Origin of the sequence: Agromyces sp. GXS1127 (genome assembly GCF_050565425.1) — a bacterium.
Lineage (GTDB): Bacteria > Actinomycetota > Actinomycetes > Actinomycetales > Microbacteriaceae > Agromyces.
Genome location: NZ_JBOCIG010000003.1, coordinates 203,881 through 219,744, shown reverse-complemented (window position 1 = coordinate 219,744; position 15,864 = coordinate 203,881). Strand labels below are relative to the sequence as shown.

The following is a 15,864-nucleotide window of genomic DNA, read 5'->3' as shown; positions in this document are numbered from 1 at the left end:
GATGGCCCCCACCGGACGATTCAGCCTGCTCCTCGCCGTCGGCGTCGTGCCCCTGGTGCTGCTCGGCGCCGACGCGAGCGCGGCGTGGGCGGTCCTCCTCGGCTGGCTCCTCGTCGCGATCGCGCTGGGCTCGGTCGACCTCGCGTTCGCGGCGTCGCCGCGGCAGGTCGCCGTGGAGCGCGAGCTGCCGCCGCGCCTGCGCCTCGGCGAGACCGCGCGATCCGAGCTGGTGCTGCGCAACCTGGGGCGACGGATGCTGCGTGCGGAAGTCCGCGACGGATGGCCGCCGTCGGCCGGGGTCCACGGGCGGAACCGATCCCGCATCCGGGTGCCCGCCGGCGAGGGCCGACGGGTGTCCCAGGCGCTCACGCCCACCCGACGCGGCGACCGGGTGACGGCGGCGGTCACCGTCCGCTCGCACGGACCCCTCGGCCTCTGGGCGCGCCAGGCGACGCTGGCCGCGCCCGGCCGGCTGCGCGTCCTGCCGCCGTTCCGCTCACGGGCGCACCTGCCGTCCCGCCTCACCCGACTACGGGAACTCGACGGGCGGACGCCGATCCTCGTCCGCGGTCAGGGCACGGAGTTCGACTCGCTCCGCGAGTACGTGCGCGGCGACGACGTGCGCTCCATCGACTGGCGCGCCACCGCGCGCCGCTCCGACCCCGAGTCGCCCGGCGCGGCCAAGCTCATGGTCCGGACCTGGCGTCCCGAGCGAGACCGGCGCATCGTCGTCGTCGTCGACACGTCGCGCACGGCGGCCGCCCGCATCGGCGACGAACCCCGCCTCGACACCGCCTACGAGGCCGCGCTGCTCCTCGCCGCGCTCGCGTCGCAGGCGGGCGACCGCGTCGACCTGCTGCTGTGGGACCGCCGACTGCGGGGCCGCGTGCACGGTGCGAGCGGCGCCGACCTGCTCGCCCGGATGGTGGACACGATGGCGAACGTCGACGCCGAGCTCATCGAGGCGGACTGGGCGGGTGTGCCGGCGCAGGTGCGCGGCGTCACGAGCCGCCGCGCCCTCGTCGTGCTGCTCACCGCGGCGGACTCCCCGGGCAGCGCCCGCGGACTGCTCTCGGTGCTCCCACAACTGACCGCGCGGCACCGGGTCGTCGTGGCCTCCGTCACCGACCCGACGCTCGAGGCCGCCGCGTCGCGACGCGACGAGCTCGCCGACGTGTACGCAGCCGCGGCCGCGGAACGCACCCGACTCGACGCCGATCGCATCGCGGCCGCCGTGCGCCGCCTGGGCGCGACCACGGTGACCGCGGGCCCCGCCGAACTGCCGCCCGCCCTCGCGGATCGATACCTCGAGCTCAAGGCGGCCGGGCAGCTCTGAGCGGATGCCGCGGCGGCGACGGGTCGCCCGAGACCTCAGCCGGCCGTCGCCCGCCTCGCCCCGGCGTCGAACTCGGCGAGGTCGCCGGACTCGCCCGCACGCGCGGCGCGCCGGCCGAGCACGAGCATCGCGAAGAGCAGGAGTGCGAGGGCGAGCGCGCCGATGCCGATCTTCACCGGCCACGGCCAGGGCGCGGGCGTGACGAACCCCTCGATGACCCCGGCGACGAAGAGGAAGAACACGAGCCCGATCGCCACGGAGAAGAGCGCCCGCGCGTCCTCCGCCACGGCCGCGCCCCGCGTGCGGGCGCCGGGCGCCACCCATGCCCAGAAGATCCGGAGACCGGCGGCGGCCGCGACGAACACGCACGTGAGCTCGAGCAGGCCGTGCGGGGCGATGTAGAGGAAGAACGTGTCGGCTTCGTCGTACGCGAACATGATCGCCGCGGTCAGGCCGAGGTTCTGCGCGTTCTGCAGGATGACCCACGGCACCCAGACGCCCGTGATGCCGAAGGCGACGCACTGCGCGGCGATCCAGGCGTTGTTCGTCCAGACGGACCCTGCGAACGACGCCGCCGGGTTCTCGGAGTAGTAGGCGACGAAGCCCTCCTCGGCGATCTGCTGCAGTTCCTCCTCGGTGCCGAGGTTCGCCAGCACCCGCGGGTCGGCGAGGACCCACGTCGCGTACAGCGCCGCGACGACGAACGTCGCGATCGCCACGGCGAGCGTCAGCCAGCGCACGCGGTACAGCGCCGCGGGCAGCCCGACGAGCGCGAAGCGCGAGAACTGCCGCAGGGGGTTCTCGGCGACGCCCGTGAACCGCAGCCGCGCGCGGGCGAGCGTCAGCGAGAGCCGCTCCCCCAACGCGGTGGAACCGGCGGTGGCCTGCACGAGCGAGAGGTCGGCGGCGGCCGACTGGTACCGCTCGATGAGCTCGTCGGCCTCGGCTCCGGTCGGTCGCGACCTGCGCGAGAGCGCGTCGAGTCGCTCCCAGTCGTCGTGGCGGGCGGTCGCGAGGGCGTCGAGGTCCATCTGCTTGAATACTAGCCATGCCCGCCGAAGCCGCCCCCGCGCGGACCGCGACGACCGTCGACGACGAGGCCGTGCTCACCGGCGAGGCCGTGGCCCTCGACCTCCGCCCGGCGAGCGCCGTCATGCGCGCCGGCGGCGCCGCGATCGACGTGATCCTGACGATCGTGGTCGGCCTCCTCGTCCTCCTCGCGGTCTCGGGCCTCGAGCTCGACGAGGCGGCGTTCCGGGCGGTCGGCATCGCGCTGCTCGTGTCGCTGCTCGTGGTGCTTCCGACGACGGTCGAGACGGCGTCGCGCGGGCGCTCGCTCGGCAAGCTCGTGATGGGCATCCGCGTCGTGCGGGACGACGGCGGGTCGATCGGCTTCCGGCACGCGCTCATCCGCGCGCTCACGGGCGTGCTCGAGATCTGGCTGACCTTCGGCGGCCTCGCGGTGCTCGTCGGCTTCCTGAATCCCGACTCGAAGCGCCTCGGCGACCTCCTCGCCGGGACGCACGGCCAGGTCGAGCGCGTGCGCGCCTACGTGCCCTCGGCCTTCGGCGTGCCCGAGCCGCTGACGGCGTGGGCCGCCGTCGCCGACGTCGGCCGTCTGCCCGACCCGCTCGCGAGGCGGGTGGCGGCCTTCCTCCGGAACGCTCCGCAGCTCGCGCCGCAGAGCCGAGCGCGCGTCGGCGCGTCGCTCGCCGGCGAGGTGGCGCCGTACGTCTCGCCGGTGCCCGCGGTCGACGCCGAGCTGTTCCTCGCGGCGGTCGCGGCGCTGCGGCGCGAGCGCGACCTCGCCGCCCTGGCCCTCGTCGACGAGCGCATGCACGCGCTCGAGCCCGTGCTCGAGTCGCGGCCGAACGGCTTCCCCGAGCGCTGAGGCGGCGCCGCCGGCCTCATCCACCGGCGACGGATGCCGCGGGCGCGACGTGCGCCCGCGGCATCCGCTGCAGCGAGCTCAGTACCGGTAGTGGTCGACCTTGTACGGCCCCTCGACGGGCACGCCGATGTAGGCCGCCTGCTCGGGCGTGAGCACGGTGAGCTCGACCCCGAGCGCGTCGAGGTGGAGCCGCGCGACCTTCTCGTCGAGGTGCTTCGGCAGCACGTACACGCCCACCGGGTACGCGTCGGGCCGCGTCCAGAGCTCGATCTGCGCGAGCACCTGGTTGGCGAACGAGTTCGACATGACGAACGACGGGTGTCCGGTCGCGTTGCCGAGGTTCATCAGGCGACCCTCGGAGAGCACGAGGATGCTGCGTCCGGTCGGCAGGCGCCACTCGTGCACCTGCGGCTTGATCTCGACCTTCTCGGCGCCCTCGAGCGACTCGAGCGCGGCCATGTCGATCTCGTTGTCGAAGTGGCCGACGTTCGCGACGACCGCGAGGTGCTTCAGGGCGAGCAGGTGCTCGAGACGCACCACGTCCTTGTTGCCGGTGCCCGTGACGAGGATGTCGACCCGGTCGGCGACCGATTCGAGCCGGGCGACCTGGTAGCCGTCCATGGCGGCCTGCAGCGCGTTGATGGGGTCGATCTCGGAGACGATCACGCGCGCGCCCTGGCCGCGCAGCGCCTCGGCCGCGCCCTTGCCGACGTCGCCGTAGCCCGCGACGAACGCGACCTTGCCGCCCATCAGCACGTCGGTGGCGCGGTTCAGGCCGTCGGGCAGCGAGTGGCGGATGCCGTACTTGTTGTCGAACTTCGACTTCGTGACCGAGTCGTTGACGTTGATCGCCGGGAAGAGCAGCTCGCCCGCGGCGTGCAGCTCGTAGAGGCGGTGCACGCCCGTGGTGGTCTCCTCGGTCACGCCCTGCAGCTCGGCGGCGATGCGGGTCCAGCGGTCGGGGCTCGCCTGGATGGAGCGGCGGAGCGTGTCGAGCACGACGCGGTACTCGGCGCTCGCGTCATCGGCCGTCGCCGGCACCGACCCCGCCGCCTCGAACTCGCGCCCGCGGTGCACGAGGAGCGTGGCGTCGCCGCCGTCGTCGAGGATCATGTTCGGGCCGATCCAGTCGGCGCCGGCGGCCTCGGCCTCCGCCGACCAGTCGAAGATGCGGTCGGTGCACCACCAGTACTCCTCGAGCGTCTCGCCCTTCCAAGCGAAGACCGGCACGCCCGCCGGCTCGTCGACCGTGCCGTCGGGGCCGACCACGACCGCGGCCGCCGCCTCGTCCTGCGTGGAGAAGATGTTGCAGCTCGCCCAGCGCACCTCTGCGCCGAGCGCCGTGAGCGTCTCGATGAGCACCGCGGTCTGCACGGTCATGTGCAGGCTGCCGGCGATCCGGGCCCCCGCCAGCGGCTTCGATTCGCCGTACTCCGCGCGGAGCGCCATGAGGCCCGGCATCTCGTTCTCCGCGAGGCGGAGCTGGTGCCGGCCCGCCTCGGCGAGCGAGAGGTCGGCGACCTTGAAGGGCAGGGCGGATGTCGCGGTGGGCGTGACGAGGGTCATGGCGTCCATTCTCGCAGCCGCGTGGGCCCGAGGCATCCGCTCGCCCGCTTCCCGCAGACGGGCGCCCGGCTCAGGCGCGGATGAGCGCGAGCACCTCGTCGCGGATGGCGGTCATCGTCGCGACGTCCTCGCCCTCGACGTTGAGCCGCAGCAGGGGCTCGGTGTTCGAGGGACGCACGTTGAACCACCAGAACGATTCGTCCTCCGACGTGATCCCGGTCGCGGTCAGCCCGTCGAGTTCGTCGAACTCGACCCGGCCGGTGAACGCCTCGACGATGCGCGTGTACGCCGCCGGCACGTCGGCGACGGTCGAGTTGATCTCGCCCGACAGCGCGTAGGGCGTGAAGCGCGCCGAGAGCTCCGAGAGCGGCGCCGACTGCGAACCGAACTCGGCCAGAAGGTGCATGGCCGCGAGCATGCCGTTGTCGGCGCCCCAGAAGTCGCGGAAGTAGTAGTGCGCGGAGTGCTCGCCGCCGAAGACCGCCCCGGTCTCCTTCATGCGGTCCTTGATGAGCGAGTGGCCGACGCGGGTGCGCACCGGCACGGCGCCGACGGCCTCGATCGTCTCGGGCACGAACCGCGAGGTGATGAGGTTGTGGATCACCGTGGGCTCGGCCTCGCCGAGCGCGCGCACCCGCGTGATCTCGCGCAGCGCGACGATCGCCGCGACCGCGGACGGGTCGACGGCCTCGCCGCGCTCGTCGACGACGAAGCAGCGGTCGGCGTCGCCGTCGAAGGCCAGGCCGAGGTCGGCGCCGTGCTCGCGGACGGCCGCCTGCAGGTCGACGAGGTTCGCCGGGTCGAGCGGGTTCGCCTCGTGGTTCGGGAACGTGCCGTCGAGCTCGAAGTAGAGCGGCACGATCTCGAGCGGCAGCGCGGGCAGGCCGGCCGCGTCGCCGAGGACGGCGGGGACGGTGAGCCCGCCCATGCCGTTGCCGGCGTCGACGACGACCTTCAGGGGACGGATGCCGCCGAGGTCGACGAGCGTGCGGAGGTGCCGCGCGTAGTCGGTGAGGACGTCGGCGTGCTCGATCCGGCCGGGCTGCGGCACCGCCGCGACGCCGGTCTCGAGGTACGTCGCGGCGCGGTCGCGGATGGCGGCGAGGCCGGTGTCGAGCGAGATGCCCTGCGCCCCGGCGCGGGAGAACTTGATGCCGTTGTACGCGGCCGGGTTGTGGCTCGCGGTGAACATCGCCGCGGGCGCGTCGAGCGACCCCGACGCGAAGTAGCTCTCGTCGGTGGAGCAGAGCCCGATGGCGACGACGTCGGCGCCGCGGGCTGCGGCGCCGCCGGCGAACGCCTCGGCGAAGCCCGGCGACGAGTCGCGCATGTCGTGGCCGACGACGACGCGACCGCCCGCCGCCCCGACTTCGTCGACGAACGCGGCGCCGAGCGCCTCGACCACCTCGTCGGTCAGCACGTCGCCCACGATGCCGCGGACGTCGTAGGCCTTCACGATGGTTTCGAGGCGCGCGCGAGCGCCCGTGTTCGCGGGGGGATTCATGCCGTGAACCCTACCTCACCGAGGGTGACGTGCCGGATGATCTGCCACCCGCGCGGAGCGGAGGTGCGGTCGGCATGCCGAGCGCAGAGGTCGTACGAGTGCGGCTCGCGCGTGAACGAGAGCGGCCCGAGCACCGCCAGCGAGTCGGCGTAGTCGTACGTCAGGGTCGCGACCGCCTCTGCGGTGCATGCGGTGCGCGAACAACGTCTCATGGCGACCCCAGCGTAGCGATCCGGGCGGCCGCTACGATGGAGGTCATGCCACGTTCCCGTCGTGTCGCCGCGACGCCGGCTTCGCCGAGGCGCCTCCCGCGCGACCGTCACGGCCGCGGCATGCGCTCCGCCGTCACCGGCCCGCACCTGCCGCCGCTGCGCACCCGGATCGACGAGTTCGACGTGACGCTCGCCTCGACGGCGGCCTACCTGCGCGGCCTCTGGCCGGAGCTCGAGGGGGTCTCGTTCCAGGTGGCCGATGCGCCGGCCGAGGCGATCCACGACGACCACGTCGACCGGTGGCGCGTGTACCACGACGAGCGCCGGATCGTGTTCTTCCGCCTGCCGATCGTGCGGTTCCTGCGCACGCAGGAGGGCGAGGAGAAGGACGAGAAGCTGCTCGTCGAGAGCTGCGTGTTTCGCGCCGTGGCCGACTTCCTCGGCCGCGACCCGTGGGAGCTCGCACCGGGGCGCTACCGCCACCTCTGATCCCGACGGCACGCCGCGCACCGGTGCGGCCGCCTACTGCGGGAAGACCCGGACCGGGCTCGCCAGCGGCCCCGGCGGCGCGACCGGCATCGCCGCGAGCTGCTCGTCGTCGCCGAAGGTCACGGCGCCGTGCAGTCCCTCGACGCCGTCGAGGACCACGCGATCGCCGGCCTGCACCGCCACGGATGCCGTTCCGCCCGAGGGCACGGTGACGGAGCGCTCCGACCCGTCGACCGTCACGGTCGCGGCCACGTCCTCCTCGTCGGGATTGGCCAGTCGCAGGGTCGCGCCCGGGCCGTCCGGGATCGCGACGGCGGCACGCTCCAGCAGGGCCCCGGTCGCGACGGCCCAGGCCAGGTCGGCGAGGATCGGGTCGTCGCCGTCGGCGAGCACCGTCGACCGGGCCGACGCGACGATCGCCGCGTCCGCGTCGATCACGAGCGTGTACACCCCGGGGTCGAGTGTGCCGAGCGGGAGGTCGGTGACCTGTCCGGGAGCCAGGGCGACCTCCACGTCCGAGACGAGCGCACCGCCGTCGTCGCGGATCTCGACGACGGCGGTCGCCTCCGCGGCATCCGGTGCGTAGAGGCGCAGGGCCGGGAAGTCGTCGCCCTCGGCGTGGTCGTCGTCTGGGGCGACGCCGCGGTCGCCCGAGACGACCACGCCCGGAACGACCTGCCGGGTCGCGGGCGGCGCGGTGGGGGTCGACAGCTCGACGCCCGCCGGGTCGAGCCCGAGCACGACCGAGTGCTGCAGGGCGGCGGCGACCGGGGCGCCCGTGCTCGTGACGTGCACGACGGGCGTCCGCACGTTCGGGGCGAGTCCGGCGAGCGAGACGATCCGCTGGCTTCCCGGTGGCACCACGATGCCCAGGCCTGACGGCGCCTCGACCGCGCCGGTCTCGCCGGCCACGCGCACGTCGACCGTGGAGGCGACCTCGCCGGGGTTCGAGAGCAGGACGAGGCCCGAACGACCGACGTCGGTCGCGCCGGCGACCAGCCACGAATCGGCCGACGGCTCCACGCACGCCGCCGCGGCCAGCCCGCGGAGCGACTCGGCGCCGACCTCCTGCGCCTGCGCGCCGGCCAGCATGCCGGCGAGCACGGTGCCCGGCTCCGCCGAGATCGCCGTCGGGCCGCCGTTCGTGCCGGCCGCACCGTCGTCGACCGCCTCGAGCGCCACCCGCTCGATCGCGGCGTCCGCGGGATCCGAGGTGATCGCGAGGTCCACCGGGCCGACGGAGCGCGCGACGTTCGCCGACGCCGAATCGTCGGCGAGCGACAGCAGGGGGCCGGGGCACACCTGGAGCTGACGGCTCTCGGCCGGCTGCACGACCGTCGAGGGCGGTTCGGCGGCGAGGTCGGGCAGCGGCAGGGCGGATGCCGCGAGCACTGCGCCGACGGCGAGGCCGCCCACCGCCAGGACGGCCGCTCCACGGGCGGCCGCCCGGATCACCTCACGCGTCCTCGGCACGTCGGTCGCCTCCGTCCTCGTCGTCGGGCTGACCGGGCGCCGCGACCCGTGCGGGCGCCGGTTCGTCATGGTGATGCACGTCGCTCGCCGGGGCCTCGGTCGGGCGACGGTCGTCCGACGGCGCGGCGGGCGACGGCGTCGCGGTCTCCGCGTGCTCGGGCGAGGCGGGTGCCGTCGTCGGGTCGCGGTCCTCCGTCCCGGCTCCCCCGCGCCGCCCGCGCCCGCGCGCGAACCGCCGCCGACGGCGCACCGAGGGCGGCCTGCGGTCGGGCTCCCGCCCGCCGCCCGTCGGGATCGAGAGGAGGAGGGCCGCGCCGATCACCGTGAGCTGCCCGGCCACGATCCATCCGGCGGCCGGGCCCAAGTCGGGGACCCCGGCCCCGGCGACATCCGCGTCGGCGTCGATGAAGCGCCAGAGCGCGCCGAAGTCCGTCTCGCCGATCGGCGCCACCTGCGGGTTCCCGTCGAGCGCGGCGCGGGCGCGCTGCTCGACCGCGACGGCGGCGGTGTCGGCGGGGTCGGCCGGGCCGAGCAGCACGAACGAGAGCCCGAACTCCTCGATCGACGCGGTCGCGTCGTAGCCGCTCCGCGCCGCGAGGTTGCCGGCGAGCGTGGCGATCGACTCGGTCGTCCCGGTGAGCTCGCGCTGGGTCGACGCGAGGGTCGACTGCTCGTCGAGCGTGGCGCCCGTCCCGCGCTCGACGGTGGCGCGGAGGCCGCCGTCGGAGGTCGGCCGCATCCGGAGCGTGCCGACGCGCGGGTCGGCCGCAGCCTCGGCCTCGACGAACGCCGGGAGGGTGCGCTCGGGTGCCGGCCCGACGGCGGTCCGGCCGAGCGCGAGCGCGACCACGGTGGGCCCCACCGCGGCCAGCGCGAAGATCGACACGACCGCGGCGGCGGCCGCGGCGCCGCGCCGCACGGTGCTGAGGGCGAGGACCGCGGCGGCGAGGAGCCCGAGCCACATGAGGCTGATGCCCGCACCCGCCCATACCGGCACCGTGCGCTCGCCGACGAAGGCCACGTGGACGAGCGTCGCCCCGACGGCGGTCGCGAATCCGACGGCGGCGAGGGCGAGCGCGAGCAGTCCCCCGCGGAGACGGCGCGACGCGACGACCGCGATCGCCGCGAGCGCGAGCGGCGCGAGCAGCACCGCGAGCACGACGGGCGGCGGGACGAACTCCGCGACGAGCCCGCCGAGCGCCTCCTCCCAGCGACCCCACGTCCCCGACGCCTGTCCGAGGGCGACCTGCAGCGCGAGGGGCTCCGCGCCCGGTCGGGGTACGCCCGGATCGGCGAGGAGCGAGAGCGGCGCTCCCCGGTCCACCTGCTGCACGATGAGCGGGAGCGCGAGGGCCAGTGCGGGCAGCGGGATGCCGGCCAGGCGCACCGCGGCGCGCCCGCTGAGCGGCAGCGCGACCAGCCACGCCAGCACGAGCGCGGGAGCGAGCACGGGCGCGCACGCGACGATCGCGGCGAACACGAGCGATGCGGCCGCCGCGGCCGCCCACGAGGTCCCCGCCGCGAACATGAGGACGGCGAGCCAAGGCAGCAACACGTGCACGAGGACGGCGGCCGGCCGGCCGGCGGCCAGCGCGTCGAGGAGCGGCGGTGCGACCGCCCAGGCGAGCCCGCCCAGGACGCGGAGGGAGGCGCGGTCGGTGAGCCGGGATGCCGCGAACCAGCCGCCGAGTCCGGACGCCGGGATGGCGAGGAGCCAGAGCCCGAGGATCGCGGCGGAGGGGTTCCAGAACGCCGCGCTGCCGAGCACGGCCAGGACGCCCGCGAACGGGTCGGCCGCGCCCAGGAACCCGCCGCCGACCTCGCGCCACCCGACGGCCGCGTTGCGCCAGAGCGTCGCGACGTCCGCCGAGAGCGGGAGGAGGCCGCCACCGGAGATGCCACCCGACGCGATCAGCGGCGCGAACACGACGACCGCGAGCGCGGAGGTCGCGAGCAGCACCCACCCGCCGCCGGTCTGCAGGAACTGCAGGTCGTCGGCGCGACCGCGCGCGCGCTGTCGCCGCGCCTCGGCCGCCTGCTGCCGTCGCACGCGCACCTCGTCGGGCCGGATCCGCAGCGGGGCCAGCGCGGACCACTTCGCGGTCTTCACGCGGGCGATCGCCCGTCGCGATCGGATGACGCGCTGCGGCGTGGCCATGACCTCGATCGCGGCCGCGAACTCGCCGGGGATGGCGCCCGGCGTCTTCACCAGGAGGTGCCGGAACGATCGCAGCACCGCGAGGGGCAGCAGCGCAAGCCAGTGCAGCGGCACGACCGCCGCCGGCGCGTCGACGAGCCGTCGGTGCAGCCACGCGCTCCGCGCATACCGGGCGCGACGGCGCGCGGCGCGACCGCCCGGCTCCGACCCGGGCCCGGCGACGCCCACGTCGGCGAACCGCACCACCGCCGCGGGCACCGCGATCACGCGATGGCCGGCGAGCCGCGCGCGCATGCCGAGGTCGAGTCCGTCGTCGACGACCGGCAGTGCCGGGTCGAACCCGCCGAGCCGGCGCCAGACGGCGTGGCGCACGAGCATGCCGGCTGGATCCGCGCCGAGCACGTCGGAGAGGTCGTCGTGCTGGCCCTGGTCGAGTTCGCCGTCCACGATCGGGAGGCTGCGCCCGCCTCGCGTCACCGAGCGGCCGAACCGCACGATCCGCCGGGGGTCGTCCCATTCGACGAGCTTCGGGGCGGCGATCGCCGCGGTGCGCGCGTTCTCGAGGGCGGCGACGAGCGACTCCAGCGCGGTCGGTTCCGGCGCGGCGTCCTCGCTCAGGAGCCAGAGGGAGTCGCGCTCGTCCGCCGGTTCGGGGAGCGTCCGTTCCACGGTGGCGATCGCCTCGCCGAAGGGCAGCGGCGCGGCGAGCGCGACGACGTGCGCCGGGTGCAGCGCCTCGACCTGGCGTCGGGCGTCGTCGTCGGACTCCATGAGCACGACCGCGAGGTCGTCGGGCCGACGCGTCTGCGAGCGCAGCGCGTCGAGTGTGGTGCGGAGCCGGTCGCCGCCGTGCTGCACGACGAGGACGGCGGTGACTCTGGGGAACATCGGGGACAGCCTAGGCGGCCGCCCCTGCGGCATCCGTCATCGCAACGGGCGTGCCGTGAGCGAGCGCGCCCGCGGCGGCCTCGAGCGACGGATCAGCCGGCCTGGCGACGGAGCTTGCGCCGCTCGCGCTCGGACAGCCCGCCCCAGATGCCGAACCGCTCGTCGTTCGACAGCGCGTACTCCAGGCACTCCGACCGGACCTCGCAGCCCGTGCAGATGCGCTTCGCGTCGCGCGTGGAACCGCCCTTCTCCGGGAAGAACGCCTCCGGATCGGTCTGCGCGCAGAGCGCATCGGTCTGCCACGCCAGTTGGTTGTCGTCGTCTGCGACCCCGCGAACCCCCGGAACGCCGAGCCGCACAGGGTCGACGAACCAATCCTCAGGTACCCCAGAACGATATTCAGGCTTGCCCATATCGTCTCCCACCCAGTTGTACCGACATCCCCGAGGGGTGTGTCTCACCAATTACATCGGTGTAATTCGGTGGAGTCAAGTCGCGAGCGGAGAACCCTCAATACCTCCTCGAGGCTTCGCGGCGCCCTCGACACGCTGGGTGCGTGTCCGAGTCGTGATCGCGGTCAGGAGACGGATGCCGCGCGGCGCGCGGACCACGCGCTGGCGACCATGTCGCCGAGGCTGTGGCGCATGCGCCAGTCGAGGTCCCGGGCGGCGAGCTCGCCCGACGCGACGATGCGCGCGGGATCGCCGGGGCGGCGCGGCGCGATCTCGGGCGCGAAGTCGATGCCGGTCACGCGGGCGACCTCGCGCATGATCTCGCCGACCGACACGCCGTCGCCCGAGCCGAGGTTGTAGACGGGCTCGATCGGGTCGCCGGCGTCGAGTCGGCGCGCGGCGGCCACGTGCGCGTCCGCGAGGTCGGCGACGTGGATGTAGTCGCGCACGCAGGTTCCGTCGGGCGTCGCGTAGTCGTCGCCGTTGATGCGCGGCGTGCGGCCGTCGAGGAGCGCGTCGAACACGAGCGGGAAGAGGTTGTGGGGGCTCGGGTCGAACACCTCGTCGGTGCCGGAGCCGACGACGTTGAAGTAGCGGAGCGAGGTGTGCCGCAGGCCGTTCGCGCGGGCCTGGTCGGCGAGCAGCCATTCGCCGATGAGCTTCGACTCGCCGTAGGGCGACTCGGGGTGCTTGCCGGTGCCCTCGGTGACGAGGTCGACGTCGGGCGTGCCGTAGACCGCCGCGCTCGACGAGAAGACGATGCGGTCGACGCCGCTCGCCTGCATGGCCCCCAGGAGCCGTGCGGTGCCGGTCACGTTCTGCTCGTACGTGTGCAGCGGACGCTGGACCGAGACGCCGGCGTACTTGAACCCGGCGAGGTGGACGACGCCGCGCACGTCGTGCGCCTGCATCGTGTCCTCCAGGAGCGCGCCGTCGAGGATCGAGCCCTGCACGAAGTGCGAGCCCTGGGGGACGAACGTGCGCCGCCCGGACGAGAGGTCGTCCACGACGACCGTGTCGATGCCCTGGGCCAGGAAGGCCCGCACCACGTGCGCCCCGATGTAGCCCGCTCCCCCGGTGACCAGCCAGCTCATGTCCCGCCTTCCGCCGCCGGAGCCTCCGGCGTCGTGACGATGCTAGCGGGCCGGTCAGGCGCGACGGAGCGGAGCCCGGTCGACGTGGCGCACGCGGTCGCGGATCTCGGGGCGACCGTAGCCGTCCGAGTCGAGGCGGAGCAGCGTCGCCACGACGCCCCACACGGCGAGGCCGGCGAAGATCAGCAGCACGATGATGTCCATGGCAGGAATTCTGCGCCTTGCAAGATCCTGCCGACAGTGGCAGACTCGCCAGTGATCGACACATTCCTGCCAGCCTGCCGCCGTGTCGCGCGTCGGGCCGGCCGCCCCGAGGAGGATCCGTGCTCCGCTCCATCGCCTGCATCGCCGTCCCGCAGATGGCGCCGTTCGAGTTCGGCGTGATCTGCGAGGTGTTCGGCATCGACCGGTCCGAGCAGGGCGGCCCGACGTTCGATTTCCACGTCGTGGCGGCCGAACCCGGGCCGATCTCCACGAAGCTCGGCTTCGACGTCGTCGTGCACGAGGGGCTCGCCGCGGCCGAGACCGCCGACCTCGTCGCGGTCCCCGCCTCGCTCATCGACGAGCCCGCGCACCCCGAGGTGCTCCGCGTCATCCGCGAGGCCGTCGATCGCGGCGCGTGGGTGCTGAGCGTCTGCTCGGGCGCGTTCACGCTCGGCCGTGCCGGCGTGCTCGACGGTCGTCGGGCGACGACGCACTGGATGTACACCGACCGCATGGCCGAGATGTTCCCCGAGACCGAGGTCGACCCCGACGTGCTCTTCGTGCAGGACGGCAAGGTCGTCACGGGCGCCGGCACCGCCGCCGGCATCGACGCCGCGCTGCACATCGTCCGCACCGAGCTCGGCGCGAGCGCCGCGAACATCGTCGCCCGCCGCATGGTCGTCCCCCCGCAGCGCGACGGCGGCCAGTCGCAGTTCATCCAGACGCCCGTGGTCGAGGCGAGGACCGACTCGTTCGCGCTCGTCACCGAGTGGATGCTCGAGCACCTCGACGAGGACCTCACCGTCGACCGGCTCGCCCGGAAGGCGCTCATGTCGCCGCGCACCTTCGCCCGGAAGTTCCGCGCCGAGACCGGCACGACCCCGAACGCCTGGCTCAACCGCCAGCGCCTACTCCGCGCGCAGCAGCTGCTCGAGGAGACCGACCTCACGCTCGAGGAGATCGCGCGCGAGACGGGCTTCGGCGCGGCGGCGGTCATGCGCCACCACTTCGTCAAGGTGCTGCAGACGACGCCCACGCAGTACCGCCGGGTGTTCGGGCCGCGACAGGTGGGCTGACGACGAGCGGATGCCGCGGCATCCGCTCGTCGGCGGGGCGATCTCGACTCAGGCGGCGGCCGCGGGCGTCGTCGCCACCCAGGCGACGCCCGCACCGCCGAAGCCGAGCGCTCCCTCGTCCGGCGTGACGAACGCGGCCGCGCCGCGGGCGATCGAGATCGATCCGTGCGCGCCGGAGAGCTCGACGGCGTCGCCCTCGGCGAGCACGATCGCGGGGCCCCCGAGGGCGACGCGCGCCGCGGCATCCGCCCCCTCGACGCGGAAGAGCGTGAAGTCGGGAACGCTCGGCCGGTACTCGAGGATGCCGGGACCCGCCTCGATCGGCGCGAGCAGTGGCGGCTCGATCGGGCTGAAGTCGAGCACTTCGAGCAGCTCGGGGACGTCGATGTGCTTCGGCGTGAGCCCGCCGCGGAGCACGTTGTCGCTCGCCGCCATGAGCTCGATGCCGAGGCCCGACAGGTAGGCGTGGATGTTGCCGGCGTCGAGGAAGAGCGCCTCGCCGCGACGGAGGGTCACCCGATTGAGCAGCAGCGAGATCACGATGCCCGGATCGCCGGGGTACTCCTCGGCGAGGTCGAGCACGGTCCGGAAGGACGCCTCGTAGGGCGAGACGAGTGCCGCATCGCCCGCGGCGAGCGCGACCACGCGCTCGACGACCCAGGCCGCCTCGCCGCTGTCGCCGCCTCGGCCGTCGACCAGCAGCCAGGCCACGGTCTCGCGGAGCGCGTCCGGCCCCTCGAGACGGGTGGCCAGTAGGTCGAGGGCGCCGGGCTGGGGGTCGGCGGAGGCGGCATCCGCTTCGCGCAGCACCTCGAGGATTCCGCGCACCTCGTCGTCCGGCCGGAATCCCGAGAGCGCGTCGAACGTCTCACTCACCGCGACGATGAGCTCGGGCTTGGCGTACGGGTCCTTGTAGTTGCGGTCGAACGCGTCGATCGGCACGCCCTCCGCCTCCTCGCGGCCGAAGCCCGTCCGTGCCTGGTCGGGCGTCGGGTGCGCCTGGAGCGACAGCGGGCGCGCCGCGGCGAGCACCTTGAGCAGGAACGGCAGCCGGGCGCCGGCCCGCGCGTGCTCGTGGCCGAGGGCGAGGGTCGGGTTGGCGCCGACGAGCTCGGCGAGGTCGGCCGCACCCGCGGCCTCCGGCTCCACCATCTCGGAGGGCGACCCGGCGTGCGCGCCCAGCCAGAGCTCGGCTTCCGGGCCTCCACTCGGCTCGGCTCCGAGGAACTCCGCGATCGCCGTGTGGGAACCCCACGCATAGTCTCGGGGGGTGTTGCGGATCGCGACAAACATGGGGAGCAGGGTCCTTTCACGGTGTGGCCCCAAACTACCAAGCGCTGCGCGCGGGTTCCGGCCGCTGCTCGAGCACGATCACCGGGCGGCGCGAACGTCCTCGTCGGTCGACGCGCCTGCGCAACGGCCGTGCACCGGGCGCATGGCCCAGCTGTTTCCGCACACCGAGCCGACCCCGGCGCCGCGTTGATGCGGACGGGAGCGTCGCCACGGCCGTTTGCGCGGCCA

At 74.3% G+C, this 15,864-nt stretch carries 14 protein-coding genes; 4 read left to right on the top strand and 10 right to left on the bottom strand.

Annotated elements, in window-relative coordinates; all coding sequences use genetic code 11:
• Position 1 precedes the first annotated feature (1 nt).
• Positions 2 to 1,336, top strand: coding sequence for a DUF58 domain-containing protein (locus ACQ393_RS06485; protein WP_430646009.1), 1,335 nt, complete (start codon positions 2 to 4; stop codon positions 1,334 to 1,336).
• Positions 1,337 to 1,371: 35 nt separating this feature from the next.
• On the opposite strand, the gene ACQ393_RS06480 is transcribed toward ACQ393_RS06485, so the two are convergent.
• A complete protein-coding gene (locus ACQ393_RS06480) occupies positions 1,372 to 2,367 on the bottom strand; it encodes a stage II sporulation protein M (RefSeq protein ID WP_430646008.1) in 996 nt (331 codons plus the stop codon).
• A gap of 17 nt (positions 2,368 to 2,384) precedes the next feature.
• Here ACQ393_RS06480 and ACQ393_RS06475 point away from each other — a divergent pair, with 17 nt between their 5' ends.
• Complete coding sequence (locus ACQ393_RS06475; protein ID WP_430646007.1) at positions 2,385 to 3,227, top strand: RDD family protein; 843 nt, start codon at positions 2,385 to 2,387, stop codon at positions 3,225 to 3,227.
• Positions 3,228 to 3,305: 78 nt separating this feature from the next.
• On the opposite strand, the gene ahcY is transcribed toward ACQ393_RS06475, so the two are convergent.
• The 3 genes from ahcY to ACQ393_RS06460 form a co-directional block, all read right to left on the bottom strand.
• The gene (gene ahcY, locus ACQ393_RS06470) at positions 3,306 to 4,793 is read right to left on the bottom strand and encodes an adenosylhomocysteinase (protein WP_430646006.1); all 1,488 of its coding nucleotides are present in this window, start codon (positions 4,791 to 4,793) and stop codon (positions 3,306 to 3,308) included.
• A gap of 70 nt (positions 4,794 to 4,863) precedes the next feature.
• Positions 4,864 to 6,297, bottom strand: a complete 1,434-nt coding sequence (locus ACQ393_RS06465; RefSeq protein WP_430646005.1) for a phosphomannomutase/phosphoglucomutase — start codon at positions 6,295 to 6,297, stop codon at positions 4,864 to 4,866.
• On the bottom strand, positions 6,294 to 6,509 hold the full coding sequence (locus ACQ393_RS06460; RefSeq protein ID WP_154345184.1) for a DUF3499 family protein: 216 nt from the start codon (positions 6,507 to 6,509) through the stop codon (positions 6,294 to 6,296). The genes ACQ393_RS06465 and ACQ393_RS06460 overlap by 4 nt, the downstream gene beginning before the upstream one ends.
• 45 nt (positions 6,510 to 6,554) lie before the next feature.
• Between ACQ393_RS06460 and ACQ393_RS06455 the strand changes: the two genes are divergently transcribed.
• Positions 6,555 to 6,998 carry a hypothetical protein gene (locus tag ACQ393_RS06455; protein ID WP_430646004.1) on the top strand — a complete coding sequence of 148 codons (444 nt, stop codon included), beginning with the start codon at positions 6,555 to 6,557 and terminating at the stop codon, positions 6,996 to 6,998.
• Between the two features lie 33 nt (positions 6,999 to 7,031).
• Here the strand turns inward: ACQ393_RS06455 and ACQ393_RS06450 are convergent, their stop codons facing one another.
• The 5 genes from ACQ393_RS06450 to ACQ393_RS06430 all read right to left on the bottom strand — a co-directional run bounded on the left by ACQ393_RS06450 (position 7,032) and on the right by ACQ393_RS06430 (position 13,267).
• Positions 7,032 to 8,471: a DUF5719 family protein gene (locus ACQ393_RS06450; protein WP_430646003.1), complete on the bottom strand. Its 1,440-nt coding sequence runs from the start codon at positions 8,469 to 8,471 to the stop codon at positions 7,032 to 7,034.
• Positions 8,455 to 11,517 carry a glycosyltransferase gene (locus tag ACQ393_RS06445; RefSeq protein ID WP_430646002.1) on the bottom strand — a complete coding sequence of 1,021 codons (3,063 nt, stop codon included), beginning with the start codon at positions 11,515 to 11,517 and terminating at the stop codon, positions 8,455 to 8,457. Before ACQ393_RS06445 ends, ACQ393_RS06450 begins: the two co-directional genes overlap by 17 nt.
• Positions 11,518 to 11,609: 92 nt before the next feature.
• Positions 11,610 to 11,930, bottom strand: coding sequence for a WhiB family transcriptional regulator (locus ACQ393_RS06440; RefSeq protein ID WP_430646001.1), 321 nt, complete (start codon positions 11,928 to 11,930; stop codon positions 11,610 to 11,612).
• A gap of 164 nt (positions 11,931 to 12,094) precedes the next feature.
• A complete protein-coding gene (gene galE, locus ACQ393_RS06435) occupies positions 12,095 to 13,063 on the bottom strand; it encodes a UDP-glucose 4-epimerase GalE (protein ID WP_430646000.1) in 969 nt (322 codons plus the stop codon).
• A 54-nt stretch (positions 13,064 to 13,117) separates the two neighbouring features.
• Positions 13,118 to 13,267, bottom strand: a complete 150-nt coding sequence (locus tag ACQ393_RS06430) for a hypothetical protein (RefSeq protein WP_155051933.1) — start codon at positions 13,265 to 13,267, stop codon at positions 13,118 to 13,120.
• A 119-nt stretch (positions 13,268 to 13,386) separates the two neighbouring features.
• On the opposite strand from ACQ393_RS06430, the gene ACQ393_RS06425 reads away from it, so the two are divergent.
• The gene (locus tag ACQ393_RS06425) at positions 13,387 to 14,343 is read left to right on the top strand and encodes a GlxA family transcriptional regulator (RefSeq protein WP_430645999.1); all 957 of its coding nucleotides are present in this window, start codon (positions 13,387 to 13,389) and stop codon (positions 14,341 to 14,343) included.
• A 48-nt stretch (positions 14,344 to 14,391) separates the two neighbouring features.
• On the opposite strand, the gene manA is transcribed toward ACQ393_RS06425, so the two are convergent.
• Entirely contained in the window at positions 14,392 to 15,636 is a 1,245-nt protein-coding gene (gene manA / locus ACQ393_RS06420; protein ID WP_430645998.1) for a mannose-6-phosphate isomerase, class I, read from the bottom strand.
• Positions 15,637 to 15,864: the final 228 nt, after the last annotated feature.

Excerpts from the sequence above, each read along its gene's own strand:
- ACQ393_RS06485 (WP_430646009.1), top strand. The coding sequence starts at position 2 with ATGGCCCCCACCGGACGATTCAGCCTGCTCCTCGCCGTCGGCGTCGTG.
- ACQ393_RS06480 (WP_430646008.1), bottom strand. The coding sequence starts at position 2,367 with ATGGACCTCGACGCCCTCGCGACCGCCCGCCACGACGACTGGGAGCGA.
- ACQ393_RS06475 (WP_430646007.1), top strand. The coding sequence starts at position 2,385 with ATGCCCGCCGAAGCCGCCCCCGCGCGGACCGCGACGACCGTCGACGAC.
- ahcY (WP_430646006.1), bottom strand. The coding sequence starts at position 4,793 with ATGACCCTCGTCACGCCCACCGCGACATCCGCCCTGCCCTTCAAGGTC.
- ACQ393_RS06465 (WP_430646005.1), bottom strand. The coding sequence starts at position 6,297 with ATGAATCCCCCCGCGAACACGGGCGCTCGCGCGCGCCTCGAAACCATC.
- ACQ393_RS06460 (WP_154345184.1), bottom strand. The coding sequence starts at position 6,509 with ATGAGACGTTGTTCGCGCACCGCATGCACCGCAGAGGCGGTCGCGACC.
- ACQ393_RS06455 (WP_430646004.1), top strand. The coding sequence starts at position 6,555 with ATGCCACGTTCCCGTCGTGTCGCCGCGACGCCGGCTTCGCCGAGGCGC.
- ACQ393_RS06445 (WP_430646002.1), bottom strand. The coding sequence starts at position 11,517 with ATGTTCCCCAGAGTCACCGCCGTCCTCGTCGTGCAGCACGGCGGCGAC.
- ACQ393_RS06440 (WP_430646001.1), bottom strand. The coding sequence starts at position 11,930 with ATGGGCAAGCCTGAATATCGTTCTGGGGTACCTGAGGATTGGTTCGTC.
- galE (WP_430646000.1), bottom strand. The coding sequence starts at position 13,063 with ATGAGCTGGCTGGTCACCGGGGGAGCGGGCTACATCGGGGCGCACGTG.
- ACQ393_RS06430 (WP_155051933.1), bottom strand. The coding sequence starts at position 13,267 with ATGGACATCATCGTGCTGCTGATCTTCGCCGGCCTCGCCGTGTGGGGC.
- manA (WP_430645998.1), bottom strand. The coding sequence starts at position 15,636 with ATGTTTGTCGCGATCCGCAACACCCCCCGAGACTATGCGTGGGGTTCC.